Consider the following 22,418-nt stretch of genomic DNA (forward strand, 5'->3'; position numbering starts at 1 on the left):
AAATCCGGAAGTTTCGCATAGGAGTAGCGAACTGACTGCCTAAAACCGGAATAATTAGGGGCTTTCTAAAAGGAAATTCATTCCTTAGCTGCTATGTTTATTATGTACAATAAGGGTGAACATAAATTTTATAAACCCGATTTGTTACATAGCTTTTAACAGCTGCCTTACTGTGGCGTGGAATTGGCTGATTGCATTTTAAACAAATCCAATCTTTATTTTTAATATATTCTTCGCCTATGGTAATGGGTAGGTCATTATACTTTTTCCAGCTTTTCCAACCGGTTTTGCAAAGACTGCTTCGCTGTTGATAGTCAGCATAGACCCATTTTAAAATACGGTGAAAGTGGAAGGGATATTTGGTATAGGAAATAAATTCCTTAGGGAGTCCCAGTCCGATGGCATAGTCATCAAAGCTCTTTTCAATGGCCGATTGAAGGGGATCACCAATTTTTGTATTGATAAAATGATACTGCTCTTCCTTAAGCCATTTATTGAGGGCCTCAAACATATAGCCCCTGCAAACCTCTATTTTTTCATCCTTGGTCACCCTCAGCTGATCAAAGAGTTTTTTTACAATTTCAACTACATAATTGATGTACTCCTTTTTTTGAAAGGGCTCTCCCTGATAAAACCCAAGGGGAATCACATCATAATAATATTCATCAGTTTCAACCCGATAGGCACCGATAATGGTGCCTCCCAGAAGACTGCCGCTTCCTGCATCATCTATTTGAATCAAATTATCACCCCATTATAATCATTTTACTAACACATATTATTGACCTTACTTAGCGCTTCTATGAATTAGTTTAGGAAAGGAGTAAAAAAAATGCGGATATTAGTTACCAATGATGACGGAATTTTTGCAGAGGGAATACAGCGTCTGGCAATAAAATTACAGGAGGCAGGTCAGGTCATTGTGGCAGCTCCCAGTCAGGAGCAAAGTGCCAAGGGTCATTCCATTACCCTCCATAAGCCTCTGAAGATAAAGCCGGTAAACTTCCATCATACTGCCCTTGAGGCCTACGAGATCGATGGAACCCCTGCTGACTGTGTTAAACTGGGAGTTGATGTAATACTAAAGGACCGAAAACCAGATCTGGTTATTTCAGGTATTAATAATGGACCTAATTTGGGTACCGATGTAATCTATTCCGGTACTGTTTCAGCAGCGGTAGAGGCGGCAATATTAGGCATTCCTGCCATAGCGGTTTCGATGGCTTCGACAAAAATTAATACCTTTGATGATGCAGCTGATTTTATCTGCAGGATTTCAAGCAGTATACTTCAAATCAGCGGTTCCTGCCCCAGAATCTTTAATATAAATTATCCAACCTGTCGAAGGGAGTCAATTAGAGGTGTAAAAATGACCACCCTGGGCATAAGAAGGTATGATAATGTCTTTACAGAGGAAAGGAACCCCGCAGGAGATACCCATTATTGGATTTCAGGTACACCCTTAGAGCTGGAACAATGTAAAACCAGTGATATTGCCGCCATTGAGGCCAAATATGTCTCAATTACACCCATACATTTTGACTTGACCAATTATAAGGCCTTTCAAGAGCTGCAAACTTGGACAATCAACCCTTAACTCATTTCAGCGATAATATTGTGGCGGATTCTATGAAATTTGAAAATAATTGAAGGTGATCTTGCAAAATTTAAAAATATATTCAGAATTATGAAATAAAAATTGCATAACTTCTCCAAATCTGTTATGATTTTGTTAAGGAGATATCATACTAACTTCTGAAGGGGGATGTTAATGTTGGTCATCAAAAAGGCTGAAAAGACCTTAAGACTGAAGGAGGAATGGTGTAAGGGCTGTGGCATCTGCGTTGCATTTTGCCCCAAGCAGGTATTAATGCTAAAGAATGAGAAGGTTGCCATTGTAAATATCGAGCAGTGTATTAAATGCGGACTTTGTGAGCTGCGCTGTCCAGACTATGCAATTTACTTGGAGGGTAAGAAAGATGAATAAAAGAGTAGTGAAATTAATGCAGGGAAATGAAGCCTGTGTAGAGGGAGCCATTGCGGCAGGCCTAAAATTTTACGCTGGCTATCCAATAACCCCTTCAACTGAAATCGCCGAGCTATGCGCCCAAAAACTGCCTGTCATAGGGGGAAAATTTATTCAAATGGAAGATGAAATTGCCGGAATGGCTGCAATCATCGGAAGTTCCCTGGCTGGATTAAAATCCATGACCGCCACCAGTGGACCCGGCTTCTCCTTAAAGCAGGAAAACATTGGTTACGCTGCCTTGGCAGAGGTACCCTGTGTAGTGGTGGATGTTCAACGGGCAGGTCCCAGTACCGGCTTACCTACAGCACCTTCCCAGGGAGATATTATGCAGGCAAAATGGGGAACCCATGGGGATCATCCAGTTATTGCCCTTTCTCCCACCTCCGTTCGAGAAACCTTTGACTTAACCATTACAGCCTTTAATTTTTCCGAAAAATATCGTACCCCGGTATTTTTAATGCTTGATGAAATCGTAGGACATATGCGGGAAAAAATTGAGATTCCGACAGAAGATGAAATTGAAATATTCGATAGAATTAAGCCGTCTATTACAGATACTGATTATATGGCCTACCGAGTAAGGGAGGGTGAGCTTGTGGCCCCTATGGCAGCCTTTGGTGAAGGCTTTCACTTCCATGTGACGGGCCTCATGCATGATGAATTTGGTTTTCCATCTAATGATCCTAAAATTGCCGATCAATTACTTAGACGTATCATGAACAAAATCAGTGATAATGTTGAAGACATTCTTCGCTATGAAATAGACTATATGGAGGATGCAGCGTTCTTTGTATTGGCCTACGGAGGAACCTATCGTTCTGCAAAAAGTGCAGTCATCCAGGCCCGATCTGAAGGGATCAAGGTTGGGTTATTTAAAGCTATCACCCTTTGGCCTTCCCCTGAAAAGATAATACGCACCTTGATTGAAAAGACAGACAGAATTATTGTCCCTGAATTAAATTTAGGCCAATATGCCCAAGAGGTTGAGCGGATTGCTGCCGGAAGGGCCCAGGTCTTTCCCCTTGGTAAGGTCAATGGAGAAGCCATGTCTCCCAGGGAAATATTATCGAAAATCAGGGAGGTATCGTTAGGATGAGTAGCGAATTAATACAAAATAACTTTAGAATGGATCGACTACCCCATATCTGGTGTCCGGGATGTGGTCATGGTATTGTAATGAGGGCCCTGGCCCAGGCAATTGAAAACCTAGGGTATGATAAAAAAAAGGTCTGTATTGTATCGGGAATTGGCTGCTCCTCCCGGGCCCCCGGCTATATGGATTTTAACACCCTTCATACCACCCATGGCAGAGCCTTGGCCTTTGCCACCGGTGTAAAGCTGGCTAATCCTGAACTAAAGGTCATTGTTGTGACTGGGGACGGTGATTGCTCTGCCATAGGAGGAAATCATTTGATCCACACTGCCAGAAGAAATATTGACATTACAACCATTGTATTTAATAATAATATCTATGGGATGACCGGAGGTCAATATTCTCCCACCACCCCTACGGCACAATACGGTACCACTGCTCCCTTTGGCAACATCGACAAGGCCTTTGACATTTGCAAGCTGGTGGATGGGGCAGGGGCTACCTATGTGGCCCGAGGAACGGTTTATCATACTGCTCCCTTAATTAAACTGATTGAAAGGGCACTGTCCAATAAGGGCTTCTCATTGGTTGATGCGGTCAGTATTTGCCCGACGTATTACGGTAGAAAAAATCGAAAGGGCTCGGCTGTAGATATGATGAATGACTTAAAGGAACAGTCCATTGATGTAAAGGCAGCTGCAAAGCTATCTCCTGAAGAAAAAGAAGGAAAAATTATCATTGGAGAATTCAAAAATATCCAGGAGCCGGAATACACTGAGGAATATTTAAAGATTATAAATCGATTTAAAAAGGAGAGATAATATGATAAACCAGCATGAAATACGTTTAAGCGGCTCTGGAGGTCAGGGGTTAATTCTTGGTGGAATCATATTAGCCGAAGCTGCCATACTAGATGGTAACAACGCAATTCAATCTCAATCCTATGGCCCCGAGGCCAGAGGAGGAGCCAGTAAATCGGAAGTAATCATCAGCCAGCAGGAAATTTTATATCCAAAGGTTGAAAAACCAACCCTGCTTTTAACCCTTACGGATATTGCCTATCGAAAATATATCCACAGCATAAGGGAGGATGGAATTTTGTTGGCAGATTCCCATGTAGCCGTTCCCGAGGAAGAAGAAACCCCCTATCAGGTCATCCAGGTACCAATCCTGGCCACGGCCGCAGAAGAAATCGGTAAGAGCATGGTGGCCAATATTGTTGCCCTTGGTGTAATTCAGGAGCTGACTCAGGTTGTCACAAAAGAATCTTTGGAATCGGCCGTTTTAAACCGAGTACCCAGGGGAACAGAGGAATTAAATAAAAAAGCACTACAGGCAGGGTATGAACAGGCAATGAAAAAGAAATCATTAAGTTATTAGGATGGTGTATATGATTGACGAGAAGAAGGATCTAATTGTACAAATTCAAAAGAGCTTTTCAAAGCTAAGTAAAGGTCAAAAGCTGATCGCCCAGTTTATTATCGACAATTATGACAAGGCAGCCTTTATGACTGCCTCAAAGCTGGGAATCATGGTGGGAGTCAGTGAGTCAACGGTGGTTCGTTTTGCCAATGCCCTGGGCTTCGAAGGCTATCCTGAGCTGCAAAAAGCCCTGCAGGAAATCATCAAAACGAAGCTCACAACCGTACAACGGGTAGAAATGGCCAACGAATATTCCAACGAGGGAGCGATCCTTAAAAAGGTATTGAAGTCTGACATGGAAAATATTCGTTCCACCCTGGAGAACATAGACCATGAGTTATTTCAGTCCGTTGTAGATCAGATTTTTAAAGCTGATAAAATTTATATAATTGGACTCAGAAGCTCCACTGCCCTGGCAGAATATTTCGGCTTTTATCTTAATCTGATTTTAGACAATGTCAAGGTGGTTAGCTATGGTATTAGTGATATTTTTGAACAAATACTCAGAATTTCAAAAAATGATTTGGTAATTGGTATCAGCTATCCACGATATTCCAATAGAACCATTGAAGTAATTAAATATGCCCGGGAAGAAGGGGTTCCCATCATTAGCATAACCGATAGCTTGCTTTCACCTATCGCTGGTCTTTCTGACTATTGTCTAACGGCTAAGAGCAACATGGTTTCCTTTGTTGATTCCCTGGTGGCTCCCTTAAGCCTGATCAATGCTTTGATTATTGCCGTAGGTATGCGGGAAAAGGATGAAATCAGAGGCTTCTTCAAAAAATTAGAAAATATCTGGTATAAATATAATGTCTACGACAATAAAAATCAATCGTAATTAGCTTGCTTCTTCTCATCATAACAACACCAAGCCTTGGGGTTGTTGGCAAATAAAAATTGTCAGCCCTCTAAAAGACTACTGGGTTTTAGGCATGGGAAAGGGCCGGCAGAGACCTTTTCAATAGCGTTAGGCAGCTGTTTTAATCAACAACAGAAAAATAGGGTTTTATGATCAAGCGACCCAGGAGTGGGTCGCTTCATTTGTTAATATACTTTAATACGCAATAATTTTTCTTTGATTGAAAAATACTAAAGCAAGGTCTTTCTTTGGAGGGTTTAAAGAACGGTTTGTTAAAGTTGATAGACGAAAGGTTCTCTTTAATTATCATAAAGTTAAAAGCTTTTTAAAAGATTATAAAAAAATCAGGGGATGAGCTTGAATGAAAAAGATATATCTGGTACGCCATGGCGAAACCAATTGGAATCGAGAGGGAAGAACCCAGGGAAGAAGTGATTCTGAATTAACACCCAGGGGGCTAATACAGGCTCAAGAATTGGCCAAGGCCTTAAAAACAGAAGGAATTCAGGAAATTTACTGCAGCAGCCTTAAACGAGCGGCCTTGACAGGTGAAATCATCAGTAAAACGCTGAAAATTCCCATTTATTATACCGATGAGCTGATGGAATTAGGCTTTGGAAAATGGGAAGGCTTAACCCTAAAGGAAATTAAAGAAAAATATCCCCGTCAATTGGATTCCTGGCACCAACAGCCCCATATGGCAAATATTCCTGATGGAGAAGAGCTTAGGGCGGCCCAGCAAAGAATTTTTCACTATATAAACACACTTATTGAAAATTCTAAATTAGATACGCTTTTAATCGTTAGCCATGGTACCATTATAAAGCTATACCTGATGGCTTTTTTAGAGATGAATCTCTCTCAATTTTATAAGCTCAAACAGGATAATTGTGCCTTGAACGTAATTGAATTTAAAGAAAGGGGCCCTGTATTGATAAAATATAATGAAATAACCTATAGGATAAGATTAGAGGTTGATAAAAATGGGCAATAATAATGTTATCATCGTAGGAGGTGGCGCTGCCGGTTTAATGGCAGCCCTTTCTGCTGCGGAATCTGGAAATAAGGTCATTTTAATGGAGAAAAATAATCAACTGGGTAAAAAGCTTAGTATTACTGGTGGCGGCAGGTGTAATCTGACCAATATAAATGGCTCGGAAATGTTGTTTCAAAAGACTGTCAGCAATAGCCGGTTTTTATATAGTGCCCTTAGTATTTTTAACAGTGTACATCTTATGAATTTATTTAAGCAGCAGGGGGTGGCCCTTAAGGTAGAAGAAGGGGGCAGAGTTTTTCCTGAAAGCAATCAGGCTCAGGAAATTATTAGCGTTTTTCACCGGCAATTAAAGGCGATGAATGTTGAAATACGATATCACTCCCCTGTTTCAAGGCTAATTGTGGAGGGGGGACAAATCAAAGGTGTTCAACTGGCCGAAGGGAACTCCTTAAAAGCAGATGCAGTGATTTTAGCCACCGGAGGAATGTCTTATCCTGCCACAGGCAGCAGCGGAGATGGTTTTAAAATGGCACAAGGACTAGGCCACACCCTTATACCCCCCAGGGCCGCCCTGGTACCAATTGAATTAAAGGAGCCTTGGATAAGAGATTTAATGGGTATTTCTCTGAAGGAGGTTCGGCTTTTTGTCAATCTTCAGAAGAAAAAAACCATAGAAATGGTTGGTCCTCTGATTTTTACTCATTTTGGTCTGTCGGGCCCGGCAGTACTACAGCTTTCCTCGTATATTAACCGTGCCCTTGATGAAAAGCCCATTACCATCCATATTGATTTCTTACCGGAACTTACAAGGAATGAATTAGAGGATTTTTTAATAGAATCCGGAAAAAATAAAGGAAACAAACAGTTAAAGAGCCACCTTGCAGAGCTGCTGCCCCGGGGCTTTGCAGATAAGCTTCTTGAAATTCTCAGTTTAAACGGTGAACAGCCCCTTAATCAATTAAGTAAGGCCAATAGAGAAACCCTTCTAAATGGACTTAAGGATTCGCCCTTTAAGGTGAAGGGTCTTAGGGATATTAAGGAGGCCATCGTTACAGCCGGAGGCATTCACGTAAAGGAAATTAACCCTAAAACCATGGAATCAAAATTGATCAAGGGCCTGTATTTCGCTGGCGAAATGATTGATGTTGATGCCCTAACAGGGGGCTATAACCTTCAAATTGCCTTTTCTACAGGCTATTTGGCAGGAAGATTACTTTAACCGCTAGGAGCTGATTAATGATGTCCCATACTGTAATTAAAAAGCTGGAAAAAACACTAACTGCATTATTACTGGTGCTTTTTTTGGCTGTCATCCTAATCAATGGCTATATTTATTACAATCATCAGCTGCGCCTTGCCTCCTCCAACCCTGATGAGCCCTTTAATCTCCAACACCTCGTCAGTCAAACCGATACCCTCACCATTGGCCTTGCTTCTTCAAAGCCCAATATCCGAATTGACATTTATTTAAACGGGCAAGCCGTGGCAACCCTTTCTGACCAAGAGACCGTAAATCTCACTGTAAAAGAGCATGATCTGATTCAGGCCAGGGGAAATAGTAAAGAGCCTATTTCCCTCAACCTTTCGGGTGGGAATAATATAAAGAAAGCCTATTTATACCAAAATTCCATTATCCAAGATCAATTAACAACAATTGCTCTTATTCGTCTTCTATGACTTGAGTAAATCGATAAACTAGGGTATAATTTGTATAGCAATATTTCTTATTACAAAATTTAAACATTTTATAACCAGACTGATTAAAGTTACCTTTATTTTCAGTTTTTTACAATAGTCTTCCAAAGCTTTTAAAAGGGAGCTATGGACTGTACTGTTATGTCAAAGAAAATGGGTTTTTATCAGACTGAAGCCACCAAAATTGGTGGTTTATTATTGTTCGTAGGAGGTATTTGATGAAGGCTGTACAAATTGCCATTGACGGCCCGGCCGGTGCCGGGAAAAGCACTATCGCGAAAAAAATAGCTAATACCTTAGGCTTTACATACATAGATACCGGTGCCATGTATCGAGCCCTTACCTTGGAGGTGCTAAACAAGGGGATTCCCATCGACGAGATTTCTGAAATTATTAAAATCGCCCAAACCACAGAAATTTTATTTATTGAAGGCAACATTATTTTAAATGGTATTAATGTAAATGAAGCTGTAAGGGAAGCCAGAGTAAACCAGTATGTTTCTCATGTGGCTCAAATTCCCGAGGTGAGGGAACAGTTGGTAGCCATGCAAAGAAAAATTGCCGCCCAGGATAATGTTGTCATGGACGGCCGGGATATTGGCACCTATGTATTACCTGAAGCCACATTAAAGATTTTTTTAACGGCTTCGGTTCACGAGCGGGCCCTTAGAAGATATATGGAGCTTAAAAGAAAAAACGCTGAAGTAGCTTTGGATGAAATAAAAAATCAGATTATCAACCGGGATAAAATGGACTCTGAACGAACTGCTTCCCCACTAGTAAAGGCTTCTGATGCAATTGAAATAGACACTACAGGTCTAACCATTGACAAGGTTTGTCAGTTAATAATTGATCATCTGGAACAACAGAAATAGAATTTTTTTCTATATTATTACAGGTAAAATATTTTTAGAAGAGGCAGGATTTTAGAATGATTTATCGAATTTTTATAAGTCGTCTATTGTGTTATTCTGTCAATCAATAATCATAGGAGGTACCTATGAAGGTTATATTAGCGGAACACTCTGGTTTTTGCTTTGGTGTGAAAAAAGCGATCGATAAGGCCTTTGATGAAATCAAGCTAAACAAAGAAGGAAAACCAATTTACTCCCTAGGCCCCCTTATCCATAATCCTCAGGTGGTTGAGCAATTGGCGCAATCTGGGGTTAAGGTGGTGGAAAACCTTGACGAAATAAGGGATCAGGGTAATATTATCATTAGAAGTCATGGTGTTTCGGAGGAAATCTATGACGCAGCCAGTAAAAAGGCTGAAAAGATCATTAATACTACCTGTCCCTTTGTAAAAAGAATACAAGATATCGTAAAGGAGCATCATGAAAAGGGATATTGTATTGTGATTATCGGTAACCCTAATCATCCAGAAGTAATTGGTATCAATGGCTGGTGTAATAATGAAGGGATCATTATTCAAACTGAGGAAGATATTGAAAGGATTCCCAACAATGAAATGCCTCTTTGTGTAGTGGTTCAAACCACTATGTCCATTCCCCATTATCATCGGCTGGCTAAGCTTTTAAAGGACAGGGGAAAGGAAATTAAAATATTTAATACAATATGCCACGCCACCCAAAAGCGACAGGATGCAGTCAAACGTTTGGCAAAAAAAGCTGATGCCATCATTGTCGTAGGGGGCTATCATAGCTCTAATACTCAAAAACTGGTTGCCATTTGTAAAGAGCAAAAACCCGATACCACCTTCCATGTAGAGACCGCTCAAGAATTAGACCTTCATCGGCTGAAGCAGTTTAATGTGGTGGGTGTAACTGCAGGTGCTTCTACACCTCCATGGATCATTGAGGAAGTGGTCAATCGATTAAACCATTTAGAATAAAATCTCTCTTGAGGGATTTATAAATATTAGGAGAATTTTAATTTTCCATATGCTTCAAAATAAAAAAACAACCTTGCACTATAAAAGATAAATATCGGGAGGTATTATAATGAGTAATGAGATGCAAAATTTTATGGATGAAATTGAAAAATCTATGGTGAGATTACATAGAGGAGACATTGTTACAGGAAAGGTGATCAACGTAACCGATAATGAAATCATGGTCAATGTTGGCTATAAATCCGATGGAATCATTCCGAAGGAGGAAATCACCAACGATCATACTGTAAATCCCAAAAGCCTTGTAGCCATAGGCGATGAAATTAAAGTCTATGTTATTAAGGTTGATGATGGTGAGGGAAATGTTCTATTATCTAAAAAAAGAGTAGATCTGCAAAAAGGCTGGGATGACTTGGAGAAAATTAAAGATACCGAGGCCCTACTGGAAACCAAGGTCATCGAGGTTGTTAAGGGAGGCGTTATATCCCTTTCCAGAGGAATTAGATGCTTTATACCAGCAAGTCAAATTTCTGATTCCTATGTAGAGGATCTTACTCAGTATATAGGAAAGAGCTTTAATACAAAAATTATTGAAATCGACAGAAGACGTAACAAAGTTGTTCTTTCAAGAAAAATAGTCCTTAAGCAGGAAAAGGAAGAAATTAAAAAGGAAATCTTTGCAAAGCTCGAGAAGGGTCAAAGAATTAAAGGCGAGGTTAAAAACATTGCTGATTTTGGGGCATTTGTTGATATTGGCGGTATTGATGGTCTGATTCATATTTCCGATTTATCCTGGAATCGAGTAAAGCATCCAAGGGAGATTTTACAGGTTGGTGATAGTGTTGAGGTGGAGGTTTTAGACCTTGACAAGGAAAAGGAAAAGATATCGTTAGGCTTAAAGCAAACCAGACCCCACCCATGGCAAGTGGCCGGCGAAAAATACCAGGTCGGTGATGTTGTCGAGGGTAAGGTAGTTAGAATGCTTGATTATGGTGCTTTTGTTGAATTAGAGCCAGGTGTTGACGGATTAGTACATATCTCTGAAATCAGCGAAAAATATGTTACTAAGCCATCTCAAGAATTAGAGCTGGGTCAAATGGTTAAGGCAAAAATACTCGATATTAATATTGAACAAAAGAGAATCAGCTTAAGCATCGCTGCTGCAAACAAGACTGAGGTCGAGGAAGAAACTGAATTTACCAGTGATGATTCCCCTGTGACTATCGGTGATGTAATCAGTAATGTTAATGAAGAAGATAAAGAGTCCTAGACTCTTTATTTTTTCAACATAAAAAACTGACATATTTATGCAGCAAAGCCAGAGATCAACTAATTTTTTTGCAAAAAAGGGGTGACACTAATAGAATGGAAGGCTATGAAAACTTTATCAGTAGGGTCTATAAAAAAACAGGAATTGACCTGGCCAGCTATAAAGAAAGACAAATGAAAAGACGGATTGAATCCCTTATTGCCCGAAATAACCATCAATCCTACGAAAGCTATTTCGATGCGCTGTGCAAGGACAGCCGCCTTTATGAAGAATTTATCAACTACTTAACTATTAATGTGTCGGAATTTTACCGGAATCCTCAGCAATGGGAAGCCCTAGAAAAGGAAATTATCCCAGAACTATTAAAGAGGAAATCAAGGTTAAAAATATGGAGTGCTGCCTGTTCTACAGGTGAAGAGCCCTATTCCCTGACAATGCTGTTGACGAGGTTTTTTCCCCTGCGGGATATTCAAATCTACGCTACAGATATTGACATGGGAGCCATTTCCAAGGCCAAGACAGGTATCTATTCCCCAAAGAGCCTTGAAAACCTTCCCAAGGATTTTGTTAACCAATATTTTACTAGGGTAAATGATCAATATCAAATAAAAGATATTATCAAAAATCAAGTTTCCTTCCATAAGCATAATTTACTTTCAGACAGTTATCCCAATAGCTGTGATTTAATCATCTGTCGAAATGTAATGATCTATTTTACGGAAGAAACCAAGGGCATGATGTACCATAAATTTCACCATGCCCTAGACCCTAACGGAATTTTGTTTGTGGGCAGCACCGAACAAATTATTTTACCCCACCGATATAAACTAACGCCCGTAAAGACCTTTTTTTATAAAAAAATGGGATCCTAGAATTTTGAAGGGAGGCTATATAGTGGAAAACAAAGAATTTATTCAGCTGTTGTCAGAAACAGCAGGAGTTTCAGGCCATGAAGCGGAGGTTTCAAAATTAATTCAAAGGGCCTTTGGCGAATTTTGTGACGAAGTCAAAGTAGATTCCCTGGGAAACGTAACCGGAATCAAAAAGGGTCATTCAACGGGAAGTAAAATTATGCTGGCGGCCCATATGGATGAAATTGGGCTGATGGTTAAGGAAATCGACGAAGAGGGCTTTGTTCGGATTACCAATATTGGTGGTGTAGATCAAAGAACCCTGCCCTGCCAGGAGGTTGTAATCCATGGAAGGGAAAAGGTCTATGGCATTATTGGAGTAAAGCCGCCTCATCTGACTGATGCAGCCGAAAGAAGCAAAGCCTTAAAAATTGAAGAGCTAATGATTGATACCGGTTTCACTAAGGAGGAGCTGAAGGATAGAATTTCAATCGGCGATGTTATTACCATTGAACGAAGCCTTATAGCTTTAAAAAATGATCGAATTTCTGGAAAAGCACTGGATGATCGGGCAGGTATTGCAGCCCTTTATATTTGTATGAAGGAGCTAAAGCATTTATACCACCAAGCCACCGTCTATTTCACCGCCACCGTTCAAGAAGAGGTGGGGACCCGTGGTGCCACCACCGCTACCTATGATATCGAGCCTGACATTGGTTTAGCCATTGATGTGGGTTTTGGCAGAACTCCAGAATTAAATCAGTATGATACCATTGAACTGGAAAAGGGACCAGCCATTACCCTGGGGCCCAATATTCATCCCGCTGTTTTTCAAGGGCTTAAGGATGCGGCAAAAAATAATTATATAAACTATCAGGTGGAGGTTGCTCCAGGCAGTTCCGGCACCGACGCCTGGCCTATGCAGGTTTCCAAGTCAGGGGTAGCTACTGGGGTTTTATCAATTCCCCTTCGGTATATGCACACCTCGGTTGAAACTCTGAGCCTTTCAGATATTGAAAAGACCGGTAAGCTCCTTGCCTCCTTTGTTGTCGGTTTAAATGATAAGGAAATGGAGGAATTTCTATGCTATTAGAAAAGCTGACCAATGCCATCGGCATTTCTGGCAATGAAAAGGAAGTTCGAGAAATTATTTTAGAAGAGATCAAGGATTATGTTGACGAAATAAAAATAGATCGCATGGGGAATATAATCGCCCTTAAAAAAGGAATCAATGAGTCTAAAAATGTAGCGATTGCAGCCCATATGGATGAAGTGGGCCTAATGGTAAAGGGAATTGACAGCAGTGGTTTAATTCGTTTTACCACAATTGGTGGAATCGATGCCAGAATTCTGGTATCAAAGCATGTATTAATCGGTAAGGACAAAATTCCCGGTGTCATTGGCGCCAAGGCCATTCATCTGCAAAAACCCGATGAAAGAAATAAGGCTCTATCCATAGATAATTTATATATTGATTTAGGCTGTCGTGATCAAGGTGAAACAGAAAAGTATGTAGCCATTGGTGACTACATTGCCTTCGACAGTACCTACCGGGAGTTTGGGAAAAATCGAGTGAAGGCCAAGGCCCTGGACGACAGAGTGGGTTGTTACCTGCTGATTGAACTGCTAAAACATAAGCAGCCCATTAATCTTACTGCTGTTTTTACGGTACAGGAGGAAATCGGCCTTCGGGGAGCCGAGGTGGCAGCCAATCAGATTGACGTCGATTTAGCCATTGTCATCGAAGGTACCACCTGCTCTGATGTTCCCGAGGTGGAGCCCCATCTTCAGGTAACTGAATTAGATAGGGGGCCTGCCATTTCCATTATGGATCGAACCTCCATTTATCATCGAAAGTGGTTAGACGCTATGATTGAAACTGCAACAGAGAATCAAATTCCCTGGCAGTACAGAAAAACAGCCTTTGGTGGCAACGATGCAGGGAAATTTCATCAGGCAAAGGCCGGTACTCCCTGTGTTTCTGTAGCTGTTCCCTGCCGGTATATCCATTCACCGGTATCGGTTTTAAGTAAAGGTGATGTTAATTATACAAAACAATTATTAATTAAATATATTGAAAAATTGAGTAAAGGAGGATTACTGTAATGTATTCAGTCGATAGTGAACTACTTAAGGAATTGTGCAGCATCTATTCTCCCTCAGGCAATGAAACTCGGGTAAGAGAGCTTATTGAAGATGAAATTAAGGATTTAGTTGATGAAATTTATACCGATTCCCTCGGAAACCTGATCGCCAGAAAAAAGGGGAATGGCAAAAAGCTAATGCTGGCAGGCCACATGGATCAAATTGGGCTGATGGTTACCTTCATTGATGAAAAGGGCTTTTTACGCTTCACCAATGTTGGCGGTATTTCTCCTTCCATCTCCTTGTCACAACGGGTTATATTTGAAAACGGAATCGTTGGTGTTATCGGCAGTGAACATCTGGAAAGTCTAAAGGATTTAAAGCTTGATAAGCTATATATCGACATTGGTGCTGCATCCCGGGAAGAGGCTGAAAAGATGGTGTCAATCGGTGATGTTGCAGTCTATTATAGTGATTTTATTGTAGATGGTAAAAAGGTCATCACCCCAGCCCTGGACGATCGAATTGGATGCTTCATTATGATTGAAGCATTAAAGCATATGAAGGAAAATAAACATGATTTATATTTTGTCTTCACTACCCAGGAGGAGTTAGGCATTCGGGGAGCAAAAACCGCCGCCTATGCCGTTGATCCTGATTTTGGCATTGCCTTTGATGTAACTGCCACTGGCGATACCCCCAAGGCTAAAACAATGGCCGTCAAGCTAGGGGCTGGTCCTGCCATTAAAATAAAGGATAACTCTGTCCTTTGTCATCCTAAGGTGAAAGGGTATATGATCGAACAGGCGAAAAAACATAATATCCCTTATCAGCTGGAGGTATTGGAATTTGGTGGAACCGATTCCGGAGCGATTCATTTAACCAGGTCAGGGGTTCCTTCGGGGGTTCTTTCCATACCCAGCCGATACATTCACAGCTCCTGCGAAATGACCTATCTATCAGATATTGTACATTCAGTGGAACTAACCATAAAATTGATTGAAAACGAAATAATTTAGTCTCCCTTCAAAGCTCCTGCCTTTCTGTTTTTTCTACAGAAAGGGAACTGGAGCTTTGAAGCTTTTAGGATAATATAGAAAAAGCAGGCTGATTTTGTCATAACATCCTTCCCATAGGTCTAATTATCGCTGATTTTGCTTGAATTTGTATGACGAAAGTACTAATTTTCAATAGGAAAAGTACCCCTTTATATCGAAACAGTCAAAAGGGGGTGTAGCATATGAAAAATAACCACAAAATTTATACAATGAAAGAGGCTTCAGAAATAACAGGTTTTCAACCTCATGTCATTCGCTACTATGAAACGGAATTTCAATTGAAAATTCCTCGGAATGAATCCAACAGGCGGTATTTTACATACAAGGAGTTGGAGGAGCTGGAGTTTATTAAAAGCCTTCAGGAAAAAGGGCTAACAAATCCTCAAATCAGACAGGTACTAAAATCGCCGAAGGTGATATTGGACAGCAGGGGAAAGCAAGAAACAGCCATAAGCAGCAACGTATCTAAACCAGTAGTAAAGTCCACCGATATCAGCAATGAAGTCTGGGTAAAGGAAGCCTTCCAATACATGCAAATGGAGCTACGGGATTCCTTAAAGGAGCTGGATTATCGACGGGAAATTCAAGAGCTTTCTGAAAAGGTTGAGGCCCTTCGAAGTCTTTTGGAAAACCAGGAAAAGGATGTTCTATTATGTGAAAATGCCAAGCTAAAGATGAAGGTGAAGGAAAAATCCTATGAAGTAGCCGATTTAAAGGATCAATTGAAAAGGAAAGAAAATCAAAAGGTATCTTTCTTTGATAAGCTGTTTTCCAATAAAAGATCAAAACAAAAACTAGTCTGAAGCACACCATAAAAGGAGCTCAATCTTAAGGATTCAGCTCCTTTTACTATATTTATACGGTTTTTCCAGGGTAAACCTTAATGGCAGTCTTTAAAATTTCCATGGCTCTTTGCAAATCGGCTTCATTTAATATATAAGCAATTCTGACTTCATCCTTTCCTAGACCTGGGGTAGCGTAGAAGCCTTCAGCAGGGGCCAGCATAACGGTTTCACCTGCCATATCAAAATCCTTCAGCATCCAAATAGAGAACTTTTCAGCATCATCCACCGGCAGCTTGGCAATGACATAAAAGGCTCCCGTTGGTTTTTTACATAACACCCCGGGGATCGCCTTAAGGCCTTCATATACGATATTCCTTCTCTTGTCATATTCCCCATTGACTTGTTTAAAATAGTTGTCAGATGTTTTATACAGTTCAATAGAGCCAATTTGCTCCAGGGTGGGAACACATAGCCTTCCCTGACATAGCTTCAAGATTTGCTTAATTAGCTCCTTATTCTTGCTGGCCACCGAGCCTATTCGGGCACCACAGGCACTATAGCGCTTGGAAACACTGTCAACAATAATTACACGATCTTCAATTTCCTTTATGTTTCCAAAGCTGGTATAAGCTAAGCCATCATATACAAACTCCCGATAAACTTCATCAGCAATTATAAACAGATTATACTCCTTAGCCAGATCCGCAAGCATTTCAATCTCATCGGCAGTATAAACAACCCCTGTAGGGTTTCCGGGATTAGAAAGCATAATGGCCCTTGTTCTGGGATTAATGACTTCTTCTATTTGTTTTTTAGAAGGTAAATGGAAGCCATCCTCTGCACGACAGGTAATGGGAGCTACCTTCACATCTACGGCAGCGCTGAAGCCATTATAATTGGTATAGAAGGGTTCCGGAACCAAAATCTCATCGCCGGCGTCGGCCACAGCAATAATCGAAAACATAAGGGCCTCGGAACCACCGTTGGTGATTAAAATTTCATCCTTATCAAATTCCATATTATATTTTTTATAATAACGTATGATTTCGTCAATCAACTCCGGCATACCCTGGGAAAGAGAATAGGCTAAAACCTTTTCCTCCACATTTCTAACGGCTTCCATAAAGGCAGCGGGTGTTTCAATATCCGGTTGTCCAATGTTTAGATGATACACTCTTTTTCCCTGGGCCTTTGCTCCCTGGGCATAGGGCACCAGTTTTCTAATGGGAGATTCTTGCATAGCTGCAATTCTTTTTGAAAAATTCATTCTTTTCAACCTCCTATAAATAAATAATATGTATTAACTAATACCAAACTAATCATAACATATTTTCTTGCCCTTGGCATCAAAATGTTTCAATTGGGTAAATAGTTGAAATATTTAGAATCATTTTTCTATTACGACATGTTAACCTTTTCATTTGATTCAAAGGGATGCTCAATATAGAAAAGTAAAAAAACCTATTTACAAAATACTTGAAAGAGGATATAATGTTAATGAAATTGAAATTCGTTCTCATTAAAACAAAGGAGGTACATATACAATGAAAAAGGTATCAGTTATCTATTGGAGCGGTACAGGAAACACAGAGGCCATGGCCAAGGCGGTAGCAGAAGGGGCCCAGGCAGAAGGCGCTGAAGTAAAGCTGATGAGCGTTGATCAAGCCAGTGTGGAGGATGTTACCGAAGCCGATGCAGTTGCATTAGGTTGCCCGTCAATGGGTTCAGAGGTATTAGAGGAATCAGAAATGGAGCCCTTTATTGAATCGTTGCAGGGGAAGGTAACCGGGAAGCCCACTGTACTATTTGGGTCCTATGATTGGGGTAATGGTGAATGGATGAAGGATTGGGAAGAAAGAATGGATTCTTATGACAGTAAGGTAGTTGTAGAAGGCTTGATTATCAATTTAACCCCTGAGGATGAGGATTTGGAAAAATGCCGTCAGCTTGGCTCTCAATTGGTAAAGGCTATCTAATAAAGGATTTCTTGTTTAAAATAGACTGCATCTTATGAGATGCAGTTCTTTTTATGGTAAAATCCATAAATTTTTCATTTTGGGGGTTTGACAAATTAAAAAAAAGGGAATATTATTTATACATAAATGCAAATCATATGCAATAAATTTAGGAGGGATTACTTATGAGCCATCTTCATATACCCGACGGTGTTATTTCCCCCATTTGGTGGATACTTGGGTATGTTTTCACCTTTTTAATTCTGGCATTATTACTGAAAAAAATGAAGGGGGATGAAATCAGAAAAAAAGTTCCCATGACTGGAATTGTTGCCGCCATTATGATGATTGCCATGTCAGTACCCCTGGGAATTCTGCCCCTACATATTAGTCTTGCCGTACTTTCAGGTATATTGGTGGGGCCTGGTCTGGGCTTTATCGCTGTATTTGTTGTCAATTTTATTCTGGCCCTGATCAGTCATGGCGGAATCACTATTGTAGGACTGAATACTCTGGTAATTGGAACAGAGGTACTGGTAGGAAGCTATCTATACCGAATCCTCAGTAAACGAATCAAGCAAATGCCCAGTACAATGATTGCCACTGCCCTGGCATTGATTCTTTCTTTGTCCCTCATGATTGGTATTGTTTCAACGGCTGTTGGGATCAATGAAATTGCTCCCCATCATCATGGTGTCCTGGCTAATTTTCAATACCTGACCTTTACAGGCTGGACAGCCCTCATCGTCGTTTTCGGCCTCGGTATCTTATTGGAGGCTCTGGCCACAGCCTTAATTGTTCGTTACTTTATTCGAGTAAGACCAGACTTGGTGGCTTCTTCGACCAGGTAAAAAATATAATTAGTATAGGTGATTGATGTGCATATCGCTGAAATAGACCAACTATCAATAAATGGCAATAGTCCCCTTCATCAAAGCAAAGTCATTGCAAAAATGATTTTGTCTGCCTCTTTGATTGCCTCCATTATCCTTACTGACAATCTGCTCAAGTTAGGGTTATTAATGGGGGTAGTTTTGCTGCTCATATATTTAGGAAAGGTTCCCATGGGGCAGGTGGGGCATTTGGTGATTTATCCCATCGTTTTCAGCCTGTTTTTTGCTATTCTGCAATTCCAGCAATCATGGCTTCTAGGCAGTATTGTGCTGCTGAAGGCAGTGGGGTCCGCCCTGACAATGCTGCTTCTAATCACCACCACCCCCTATGTTGATATTTTCGGCTTTTTATCTCTTTTTATGCCCGGGCTGTTGGTAGATATCTTTTTATTTACCTATCGCTCGCTGTTTATTCTAATAGATCAAATTGAAAATCTGCTGACCAGTATGCGTCTTAGGGGTGGCTACCGCTCCCTTAATCCTTTTTTTAATCTAAAAAACCTGGCAGGAGCTCTGGGAATTTTGATTATACGTTCCTTTGAAATGGCTGAACGGATGTTTCGAATCTATAGCCTTCGGGGCTACCAGGGGGGAATTCCTGTTACCAATGAGTTTTGGCCCCTTAAACCCCTAGATTACTGCCTTATTGCCCTGGGACTTATTATTTTAATCGGGACGGTGATACCATGGAACCTATTATAAAGGTAAAATGCCTAAAGCACATTTACCCTGACAAAACTGAAGTCAATATTTGCGGGTTAGATTTCTTAGTGAATCAAGGAGAACGAATCGTTATTCTGGGGCCCAATGGGGCGGGTAAAACCACCTTGCTGTTCCATATTTTAGGCCTTTTGGCCCCCCTTGAAGGAACCGTAGAGGTACTGGGCCTTAAGCCCAGTAAGCATTTTAATGAAATACGTAAAAACATTGGAGTTGTCTTTCAAAACGTTGATGAACAAATAATCGGCCCCAGGGTCTATGACGATATTGCCTTTTCTTTAAAAAATGACGGTTATGGCCCCCAGGAAATTCAAGAACGGGTTAACAATGTATCTAAAAGCCTGGGAATTGAAGATTTGCTGGGTAAAATTCCCCATTATCTTAGCGGAGGTCAAAAAAAGAAGGTAGCCCTGGCAGGAGCCATGGTGATGATGCCTAAGATTCTGATTATGGACGAACCCTTCGATGCCCTTGACCCAAAATCAAAAATTGAAATGATCCATTTGCTAAATCATCTGAATCAGAAGCATCAGATGACATTAATTACCACTACCCATGATATTAATGTGGTTCCAGAGATAGCAGACAGGATTTATGTGATTCATGATGGAAAAATAATTACCTGCGGCCCACCCCAGGAAGTTTTTTCTCAAATTGAAGCTTTAATAATGGCCCACCTTCAACCCCCGATTCTTACTGAGCTCTTTATGCGCCTTAAAAAGAGGGGATTTGACCTACCCATGCCCAGTAACTTGGCAGAGGCAGAGGCCATATTGGCGGGAGTCATGCAGCAGCATAAAAATAAATTAAGGGAGTCTATCTAATACTGGACAAGCCTTAGGTTTAATCAGTCTAGGGCTTTATCTTAAAAGCATCAAATGCTTGACAGCTAATTAGCGGCCATTAAAAGGGCCATAGCTGAAAAAATAAGGTAAGTTGAAGTTTAATGCCGCTATCTGCGAACAGGGTGAATAATCCTAAAATGCTTTAAGTAAAAATAGAAAAATAACTTTACACCGAACTAATGTTCGTATATAATATAAGTAAGCTAACTCGTATTATTTTGGAGGTGTAGGGTAAAATGAAGGTATTTATTTATTCTGGCAAGGTGAAGGATTTAAGAAGCTATTTAAAAGAGTGGCGACATCAGACCGATCCGGTTAAATATCAACCTCCAGCGGCTTTTAGCTGCCTGGGGTAAAGACGAAATGACGAAAATATTCCCCAGCCTGATTTATTTGCCTAAAAGCCAGCTAAAACTGGCTTTTTTTATTGCTTTTTTTAGGTTATAATTGATAAATACAATCAAAAGGTTATATAATAAATAGAGGTTATCCAAATGAAAAAAATCCATGATAGCTCGTTTCCAGCTTCATGACAACATAACCATGATTTTGTCAAATTAGGGAGGAAGCAAAGTTGAAAAGAGACAATACCTATGAAGTGACTTCATTGGACCTTCAGTCGCAGCAAGAGTTTATTGAAGCCATGAAGCAAAAAAATCTTCAAGAAAAAGAGAAAAAGAAATATATCATCGTTACCTATGGCTGTCAAATGAATGAACATGATTCTGAAAAGCTGGCAGGCATGCTGCAAAATATGGGCTATGAAGCAACCGATGACAAAGCCGAGGCTGATTTAATCATCTTTAATACCTGCTGTGTTCGGGAAAATGCCGAATTAAAAGTGTATGGCAACCTCGGAGCCTTAAAAAATTTAAAAAAGAGCCGTCCAGAATTAATTATTGCTATTTGTGGCTGTATGATGCAGCAGCCTCAAGTGGTGGAAGAAATTAAAAATAAATATCGCCACGTGGACCTGGTATTTGGCACCCACAACCTCCATAAGTTCCCCGAGCTTTTGGTAAACACCATGCATTCAGAAAACATGCTGGTGGATATATGGGAGCAGGAGGGGGAAATTGTCGAAGGTGTACCGGTTATCAGGAAATATGATATTAAAACCTTTGTCAATATTATGTTTGGCTGTAATAATTTTTGCACCTATTGTATTGTTCCCTATACCCGGGGCCGGGAAAGAAGCCGGGATATGGCCGATATTGTGGCAGAGGTTACAGATCTGGCTCAGCATGGAACAAAAGAAATTACGCTATTGGGCCAAAATGTAAATTCCTATGGAAAATCCCTGGAGGGGAATGTTACCTTTTCCGATCTATTATATGAGTTAAATAAAATTGAGGGAATTGAACGGATTCGCTTTATGACTTCCCATCCTAAGGATCTTTCCCAAGAACTGATTGATGCCATTGCCCAGTGTGAAAAGGTATGCGAACATGTACATTTACCCTTCCAGGCCGGAAGTAATACCATATTAAAGGCCATGAACCGCAGCTATACAAAGGAAAAATACTTAGATCTGGTGAACCGGCTTAAGGCGAAGGTTCCCAATGTGTCCCTTACCACCGATATTATTGTTGGTTTTCCGGGTGAAAAGGAAGAAGATTTTCAGCATACCCTTGATATCGTTGAAACCGTTGGCTTTGATGCTGCCTTTACCTTTCTGTACTCCATCAGGCAAGGAACCCCTGCTGCCAAACTTGAAGATCAAGTTCCCGATGCTATTAAGCACGAGCGCTTTAACCGCCTGGTAGAAAGGGTAAATGCCATCTGTGGTACAATTAACGAGGGATATTTAAATAAAACCGTAGAGGTTCTGGTGGAGGGGCCCAGTAAAACCGACCCCGCCCGTTTAATGGGGCGAACCCGTCAAAACAAGCTGGTCAACTTTAATGGTGATGAATCTCTCATTGGAAAGCTGGTGCAGGTGAAAATAACTGACCCAAAAACCTTCTCCTTAAACGGTGAGCTGATTAAATAGCGATGGAAGAAAT

At 40.5% G+C, this 22,418-nt stretch carries 24 protein-coding genes; 22 read left to right on the forward strand and 2 right to left on the reverse strand.

Annotation, left to right across the window (positions count from 1 at the left end):
• Window positions 1-100: 100 nt before the first annotated feature.
• Entirely contained in the window at window positions 101-742 is a 642-nt protein-coding gene (locus ACYQ1I_RS16155) for a hypothetical protein (protein ID WP_459767152.1), read from the reverse strand.
• Window positions 743-832: 90 nt separating this feature from the next.
• Here ACYQ1I_RS16155 and surE point away from each other — a divergent pair, with 90 nt between their 5' ends.
• The 17 genes from surE to ACYQ1I_RS16240 all read left to right on the forward strand — a co-directional run bounded on the left by surE (window position 833) and on the right by ACYQ1I_RS16240 (window position 16,017).
• The gene (gene surE / locus ACYQ1I_RS16160) at window positions 833-1,597 is read left to right on the forward strand and encodes a 5'/3'-nucleotidase SurE (protein ID WP_459767153.1); all 765 of its coding nucleotides are present in this window, start codon (window positions 833-835) and stop codon (window positions 1,595-1,597) included.
• Between the two features lie 174 nt (window positions 1,598-1,771).
• On the forward strand, window positions 1,772-1,987 hold the full coding sequence (locus ACYQ1I_RS16165; protein WP_459767155.1) for a 4Fe-4S dicluster domain-containing protein: 216 nt from the start codon (window positions 1,772-1,774) through the stop codon (window positions 1,985-1,987).
• Window positions 1,980-3,125: a 2-oxoacid:acceptor oxidoreductase subunit alpha gene (locus ACYQ1I_RS16170; RefSeq protein ID WP_459767157.1), complete on the forward strand. Its 1,146-nt coding sequence runs from the start codon at window positions 1,980-1,982 to the stop codon at window positions 3,123-3,125. Before ACYQ1I_RS16165 ends, ACYQ1I_RS16170 begins: the two co-directional genes overlap by 8 nt.
• On the forward strand, window positions 3,122-3,943 hold the full coding sequence (locus ACYQ1I_RS16175; protein WP_459767159.1) for a 2-oxoacid:ferredoxin oxidoreductase subunit beta: 822 nt from the start codon (window positions 3,122-3,124) through the stop codon (window positions 3,941-3,943). Before ACYQ1I_RS16170 ends, ACYQ1I_RS16175 begins: the two co-directional genes overlap by 4 nt.
• 1 nt (window position 3,944) lies before the next feature.
• Entirely contained in the window at window positions 3,945-4,502 is a 558-nt protein-coding gene (locus ACYQ1I_RS16180) for a 2-oxoacid:acceptor oxidoreductase family protein (RefSeq protein WP_459767161.1), read from the forward strand.
• A 10-nt stretch (window positions 4,503-4,512) separates the two neighbouring features.
• Window positions 4,513-5,385 (forward strand): MurR/RpiR family transcriptional regulator, encoded by an 873-nt coding sequence (locus ACYQ1I_RS16185; RefSeq protein WP_459767163.1) that lies wholly within the window; start codon window positions 4,513-4,515, stop codon window positions 5,383-5,385.
• 382 nt (window positions 5,386-5,767) lie between these two features.
• Window positions 5,768-6,400, forward strand: coding sequence for a histidine phosphatase family protein (locus ACYQ1I_RS16190; RefSeq protein ID WP_459767164.1), 633 nt, complete (start codon window positions 5,768-5,770; stop codon window positions 6,398-6,400).
• Window positions 6,390-7,622 carry a BaiN/RdsA family NAD(P)/FAD-dependent oxidoreductase gene (locus tag ACYQ1I_RS16195; RefSeq protein ID WP_459767166.1) on the forward strand — a complete coding sequence of 411 codons (1,233 nt, stop codon included), beginning with the start codon at window positions 6,390-6,392 and terminating at the stop codon, window positions 7,620-7,622. Before ACYQ1I_RS16190 ends, ACYQ1I_RS16195 begins: the two co-directional genes overlap by 11 nt.
• A 17-nt stretch (window positions 7,623-7,639) precedes the next feature.
• Window positions 7,640-8,080: a hypothetical protein gene (locus ACYQ1I_RS16200; protein WP_459767168.1), complete on the forward strand. Its 441-nt coding sequence runs from the start codon at window positions 7,640-7,642 to the stop codon at window positions 8,078-8,080.
• Window positions 8,081-8,316: 236 nt separating this feature from the next.
• The gene (gene cmk, locus ACYQ1I_RS16205) at window positions 8,317-8,973 is read left to right on the forward strand and encodes a (d)CMP kinase (protein ID WP_459767170.1); all 657 of its coding nucleotides are present in this window, start codon (window positions 8,317-8,319) and stop codon (window positions 8,971-8,973) included.
• Window positions 8,974-9,098: 125 nt separating this feature from the next.
• The gene (locus tag ACYQ1I_RS16210; protein WP_459767172.1) at window positions 9,099-9,950 is read left to right on the forward strand and encodes a 4-hydroxy-3-methylbut-2-enyl diphosphate reductase; all 852 of its coding nucleotides are present in this window, start codon (window positions 9,099-9,101) and stop codon (window positions 9,948-9,950) included.
• A 109-nt stretch (window positions 9,951-10,059) separates the two neighbouring features.
• Window positions 10,060-11,220 carry a 30S ribosomal protein S1 gene (rpsA, locus tag ACYQ1I_RS16215; RefSeq protein WP_459767173.1) on the forward strand — a complete coding sequence of 387 codons (1,161 nt, stop codon included), beginning with the start codon at window positions 10,060-10,062 and terminating at the stop codon, window positions 11,218-11,220.
• Window positions 11,221-11,315: 95 nt separating this feature from the next.
• Complete coding sequence (locus ACYQ1I_RS16220) at window positions 11,316-12,092, forward strand: CheR family methyltransferase (RefSeq protein ID WP_459767175.1); 777 nt, start codon at window positions 11,316-11,318, stop codon at window positions 12,090-12,092.
• 22 nt (window positions 12,093-12,114) lie between these two features.
• A complete protein-coding gene (locus ACYQ1I_RS16225; RefSeq protein ID WP_459767177.1) occupies window positions 12,115-13,164 on the forward strand; it encodes a M42 family metallopeptidase in 1,050 nt (349 codons plus the stop codon).
• Window positions 13,155-14,177, forward strand: coding sequence for a M42 family metallopeptidase (locus ACYQ1I_RS16230; protein ID WP_459767178.1), 1,023 nt, complete (start codon window positions 13,155-13,157; stop codon window positions 14,175-14,177). The genes ACYQ1I_RS16225 and ACYQ1I_RS16230 overlap by 10 nt, the downstream gene beginning before the upstream one ends.
• A complete protein-coding gene (locus ACYQ1I_RS16235; RefSeq protein WP_459767180.1) occupies window positions 14,177-15,175 on the forward strand; it encodes a M42 family metallopeptidase in 999 nt (332 codons plus the stop codon). The genes ACYQ1I_RS16230 and ACYQ1I_RS16235 overlap by 1 nt, the downstream gene beginning before the upstream one ends.
• Before the next feature lie 221 nt (window positions 15,176-15,396).
• Window positions 15,397-16,017 (forward strand): helix-turn-helix domain-containing protein, encoded by a 621-nt coding sequence (locus ACYQ1I_RS16240; RefSeq protein WP_459767182.1) that lies wholly within the window; start codon window positions 15,397-15,399, stop codon window positions 16,015-16,017.
• A gap of 52 nt (window positions 16,018-16,069) precedes the next feature.
• Here ACYQ1I_RS16240 and ACYQ1I_RS16245 read toward each other — a convergent pair whose 3' ends face one another.
• Window positions 16,070-17,266 carry a pyridoxal phosphate-dependent aminotransferase gene (locus tag ACYQ1I_RS16245; RefSeq protein WP_459767184.1) on the reverse strand — a complete coding sequence of 399 codons (1,197 nt, stop codon included), beginning with the start codon at window positions 17,264-17,266 and terminating at the stop codon, window positions 16,070-16,072.
• 277 nt (window positions 17,267-17,543) lie between these two features.
• Between ACYQ1I_RS16245 and ACYQ1I_RS16250 the strand changes: the two genes are divergently transcribed.
• The 5 genes from ACYQ1I_RS16250 to miaB all read left to right on the forward strand — a co-directional run bounded on the left by ACYQ1I_RS16250 (window position 17,544) and on the right by miaB (window position 22,405).
• Window positions 17,544-17,975 (forward strand): flavodoxin, encoded by a 432-nt coding sequence (locus ACYQ1I_RS16250; protein WP_459767186.1) that lies wholly within the window; start codon window positions 17,544-17,546, stop codon window positions 17,973-17,975.
• Window positions 17,976-18,139: 164 nt separating this feature from the next.
• Complete coding sequence (locus ACYQ1I_RS16255; RefSeq protein ID WP_459767187.1) at window positions 18,140-18,805, forward strand: energy-coupling factor ABC transporter permease; 666 nt, start codon at window positions 18,140-18,142, stop codon at window positions 18,803-18,805.
• Window positions 18,806-18,823: 18 nt separating this feature from the next.
• Window positions 18,824-19,549, forward strand: coding sequence for an energy-coupling factor transporter transmembrane component T family protein (locus ACYQ1I_RS16260; RefSeq protein ID WP_459767189.1), 726 nt, complete (start codon window positions 18,824-18,826; stop codon window positions 19,547-19,549).
• Window positions 19,534-20,391: an energy-coupling factor ABC transporter ATP-binding protein gene (locus tag ACYQ1I_RS16265; protein WP_459767191.1), complete on the forward strand. Its 858-nt coding sequence runs from the start codon at window positions 19,534-19,536 to the stop codon at window positions 20,389-20,391. Before ACYQ1I_RS16260 ends, ACYQ1I_RS16265 begins: the two co-directional genes overlap by 16 nt.
• A 595-nt stretch (window positions 20,392-20,986) precedes the next feature.
• Entirely contained in the window at window positions 20,987-22,405 is a 1,419-nt protein-coding gene (gene miaB / locus ACYQ1I_RS16270) for a tRNA (N6-isopentenyl adenosine(37)-C2)-methylthiotransferase MiaB (protein WP_459767193.1), read from the forward strand.
• Window positions 22,406-22,418: the final 13 nt, after the last annotated feature.

This window comes from Alkaliphilus crotonatoxidans, from assembly GCF_054658015.1.

Bases quoted from the DNA above. Each gene is read 5' to 3' on its own strand.
- ACYQ1I_RS16200 (WP_459767168.1), top strand. From the start codon at position 7,640: ATGATGTCCCATACTGTAATTAAAAAGCTGGAAAAAACACTAACTGCA.
- rpsA (WP_459767173.1), top strand. From the start codon at position 10,060: ATGAGTAATGAGATGCAAAATTTTATGGATGAAATTGAAAAATCTATG.
- ACYQ1I_RS16250 (WP_459767186.1), top strand. From the start codon at position 17,544: ATGAAAAAGGTATCAGTTATCTATTGGAGCGGTACAGGAAACACAGAG.
- cmk (WP_459767170.1), top strand. From the start codon at position 8,317: ATGAAGGCTGTACAAATTGCCATTGACGGCCCGGCCGGTGCCGGGAAA.
- ACYQ1I_RS16245 (WP_459767184.1), bottom strand. From the start codon at position 17,266: ATGAATTTTTCAAAAAGAATTGCAGCTATGCAAGAATCTCCCATTAGA.
- ACYQ1I_RS16190 (WP_459767164.1), top strand. From the start codon at position 5,768: ATGAAAAAGATATATCTGGTACGCCATGGCGAAACCAATTGGAATCGA.
- ACYQ1I_RS16180 (WP_459767161.1), top strand. From the start codon at position 3,945: ATGATAAACCAGCATGAAATACGTTTAAGCGGCTCTGGAGGTCAGGGG.
- ACYQ1I_RS16230 (WP_459767178.1), top strand. From the start codon at position 13,155: ATGCTATTAGAAAAGCTGACCAATGCCATCGGCATTTCTGGCAATGAA.
- ACYQ1I_RS16220 (WP_459767175.1), top strand. From the start codon at position 11,316: ATGGAAGGCTATGAAAACTTTATCAGTAGGGTCTATAAAAAAACAGGA.
- ACYQ1I_RS16185 (WP_459767163.1), top strand. From the start codon at position 4,513: ATGATTGACGAGAAGAAGGATCTAATTGTACAAATTCAAAAGAGCTTT.
- ACYQ1I_RS16165 (WP_459767155.1), top strand. From the start codon at position 1,772: ATGTTGGTCATCAAAAAGGCTGAAAAGACCTTAAGACTGAAGGAGGAA.
- ACYQ1I_RS16195 (WP_459767166.1), top strand. From the start codon at position 6,390: ATGGGCAATAATAATGTTATCATCGTAGGAGGTGGCGCTGCCGGTTTA.
- ACYQ1I_RS16235 (WP_459767180.1), top strand. From the start codon at position 14,177: ATGTATTCAGTCGATAGTGAACTACTTAAGGAATTGTGCAGCATCTAT.
- ACYQ1I_RS16240 (WP_459767182.1), top strand. From the start codon at position 15,397: ATGAAAAATAACCACAAAATTTATACAATGAAAGAGGCTTCAGAAATA.
- ACYQ1I_RS16175 (WP_459767159.1), top strand. From the start codon at position 3,122: ATGAGTAGCGAATTAATACAAAATAACTTTAGAATGGATCGACTACCC.
- ACYQ1I_RS16170 (WP_459767157.1), top strand. From the start codon at position 1,980: ATGAATAAAAGAGTAGTGAAATTAATGCAGGGAAATGAAGCCTGTGTA.
- ACYQ1I_RS16255 (WP_459767187.1), top strand. From the start codon at position 18,140: ATGAGCCATCTTCATATACCCGACGGTGTTATTTCCCCCATTTGGTGG.
- surE (WP_459767153.1), top strand. From the start codon at position 833: ATGCGGATATTAGTTACCAATGATGACGGAATTTTTGCAGAGGGAATA.
- ACYQ1I_RS16265 (WP_459767191.1), top strand. From the start codon at position 19,534: ATGGAACCTATTATAAAGGTAAAATGCCTAAAGCACATTTACCCTGAC.
- ACYQ1I_RS16210 (WP_459767172.1), top strand. From the start codon at position 9,099: ATGAAGGTTATATTAGCGGAACACTCTGGTTTTTGCTTTGGTGTGAAA.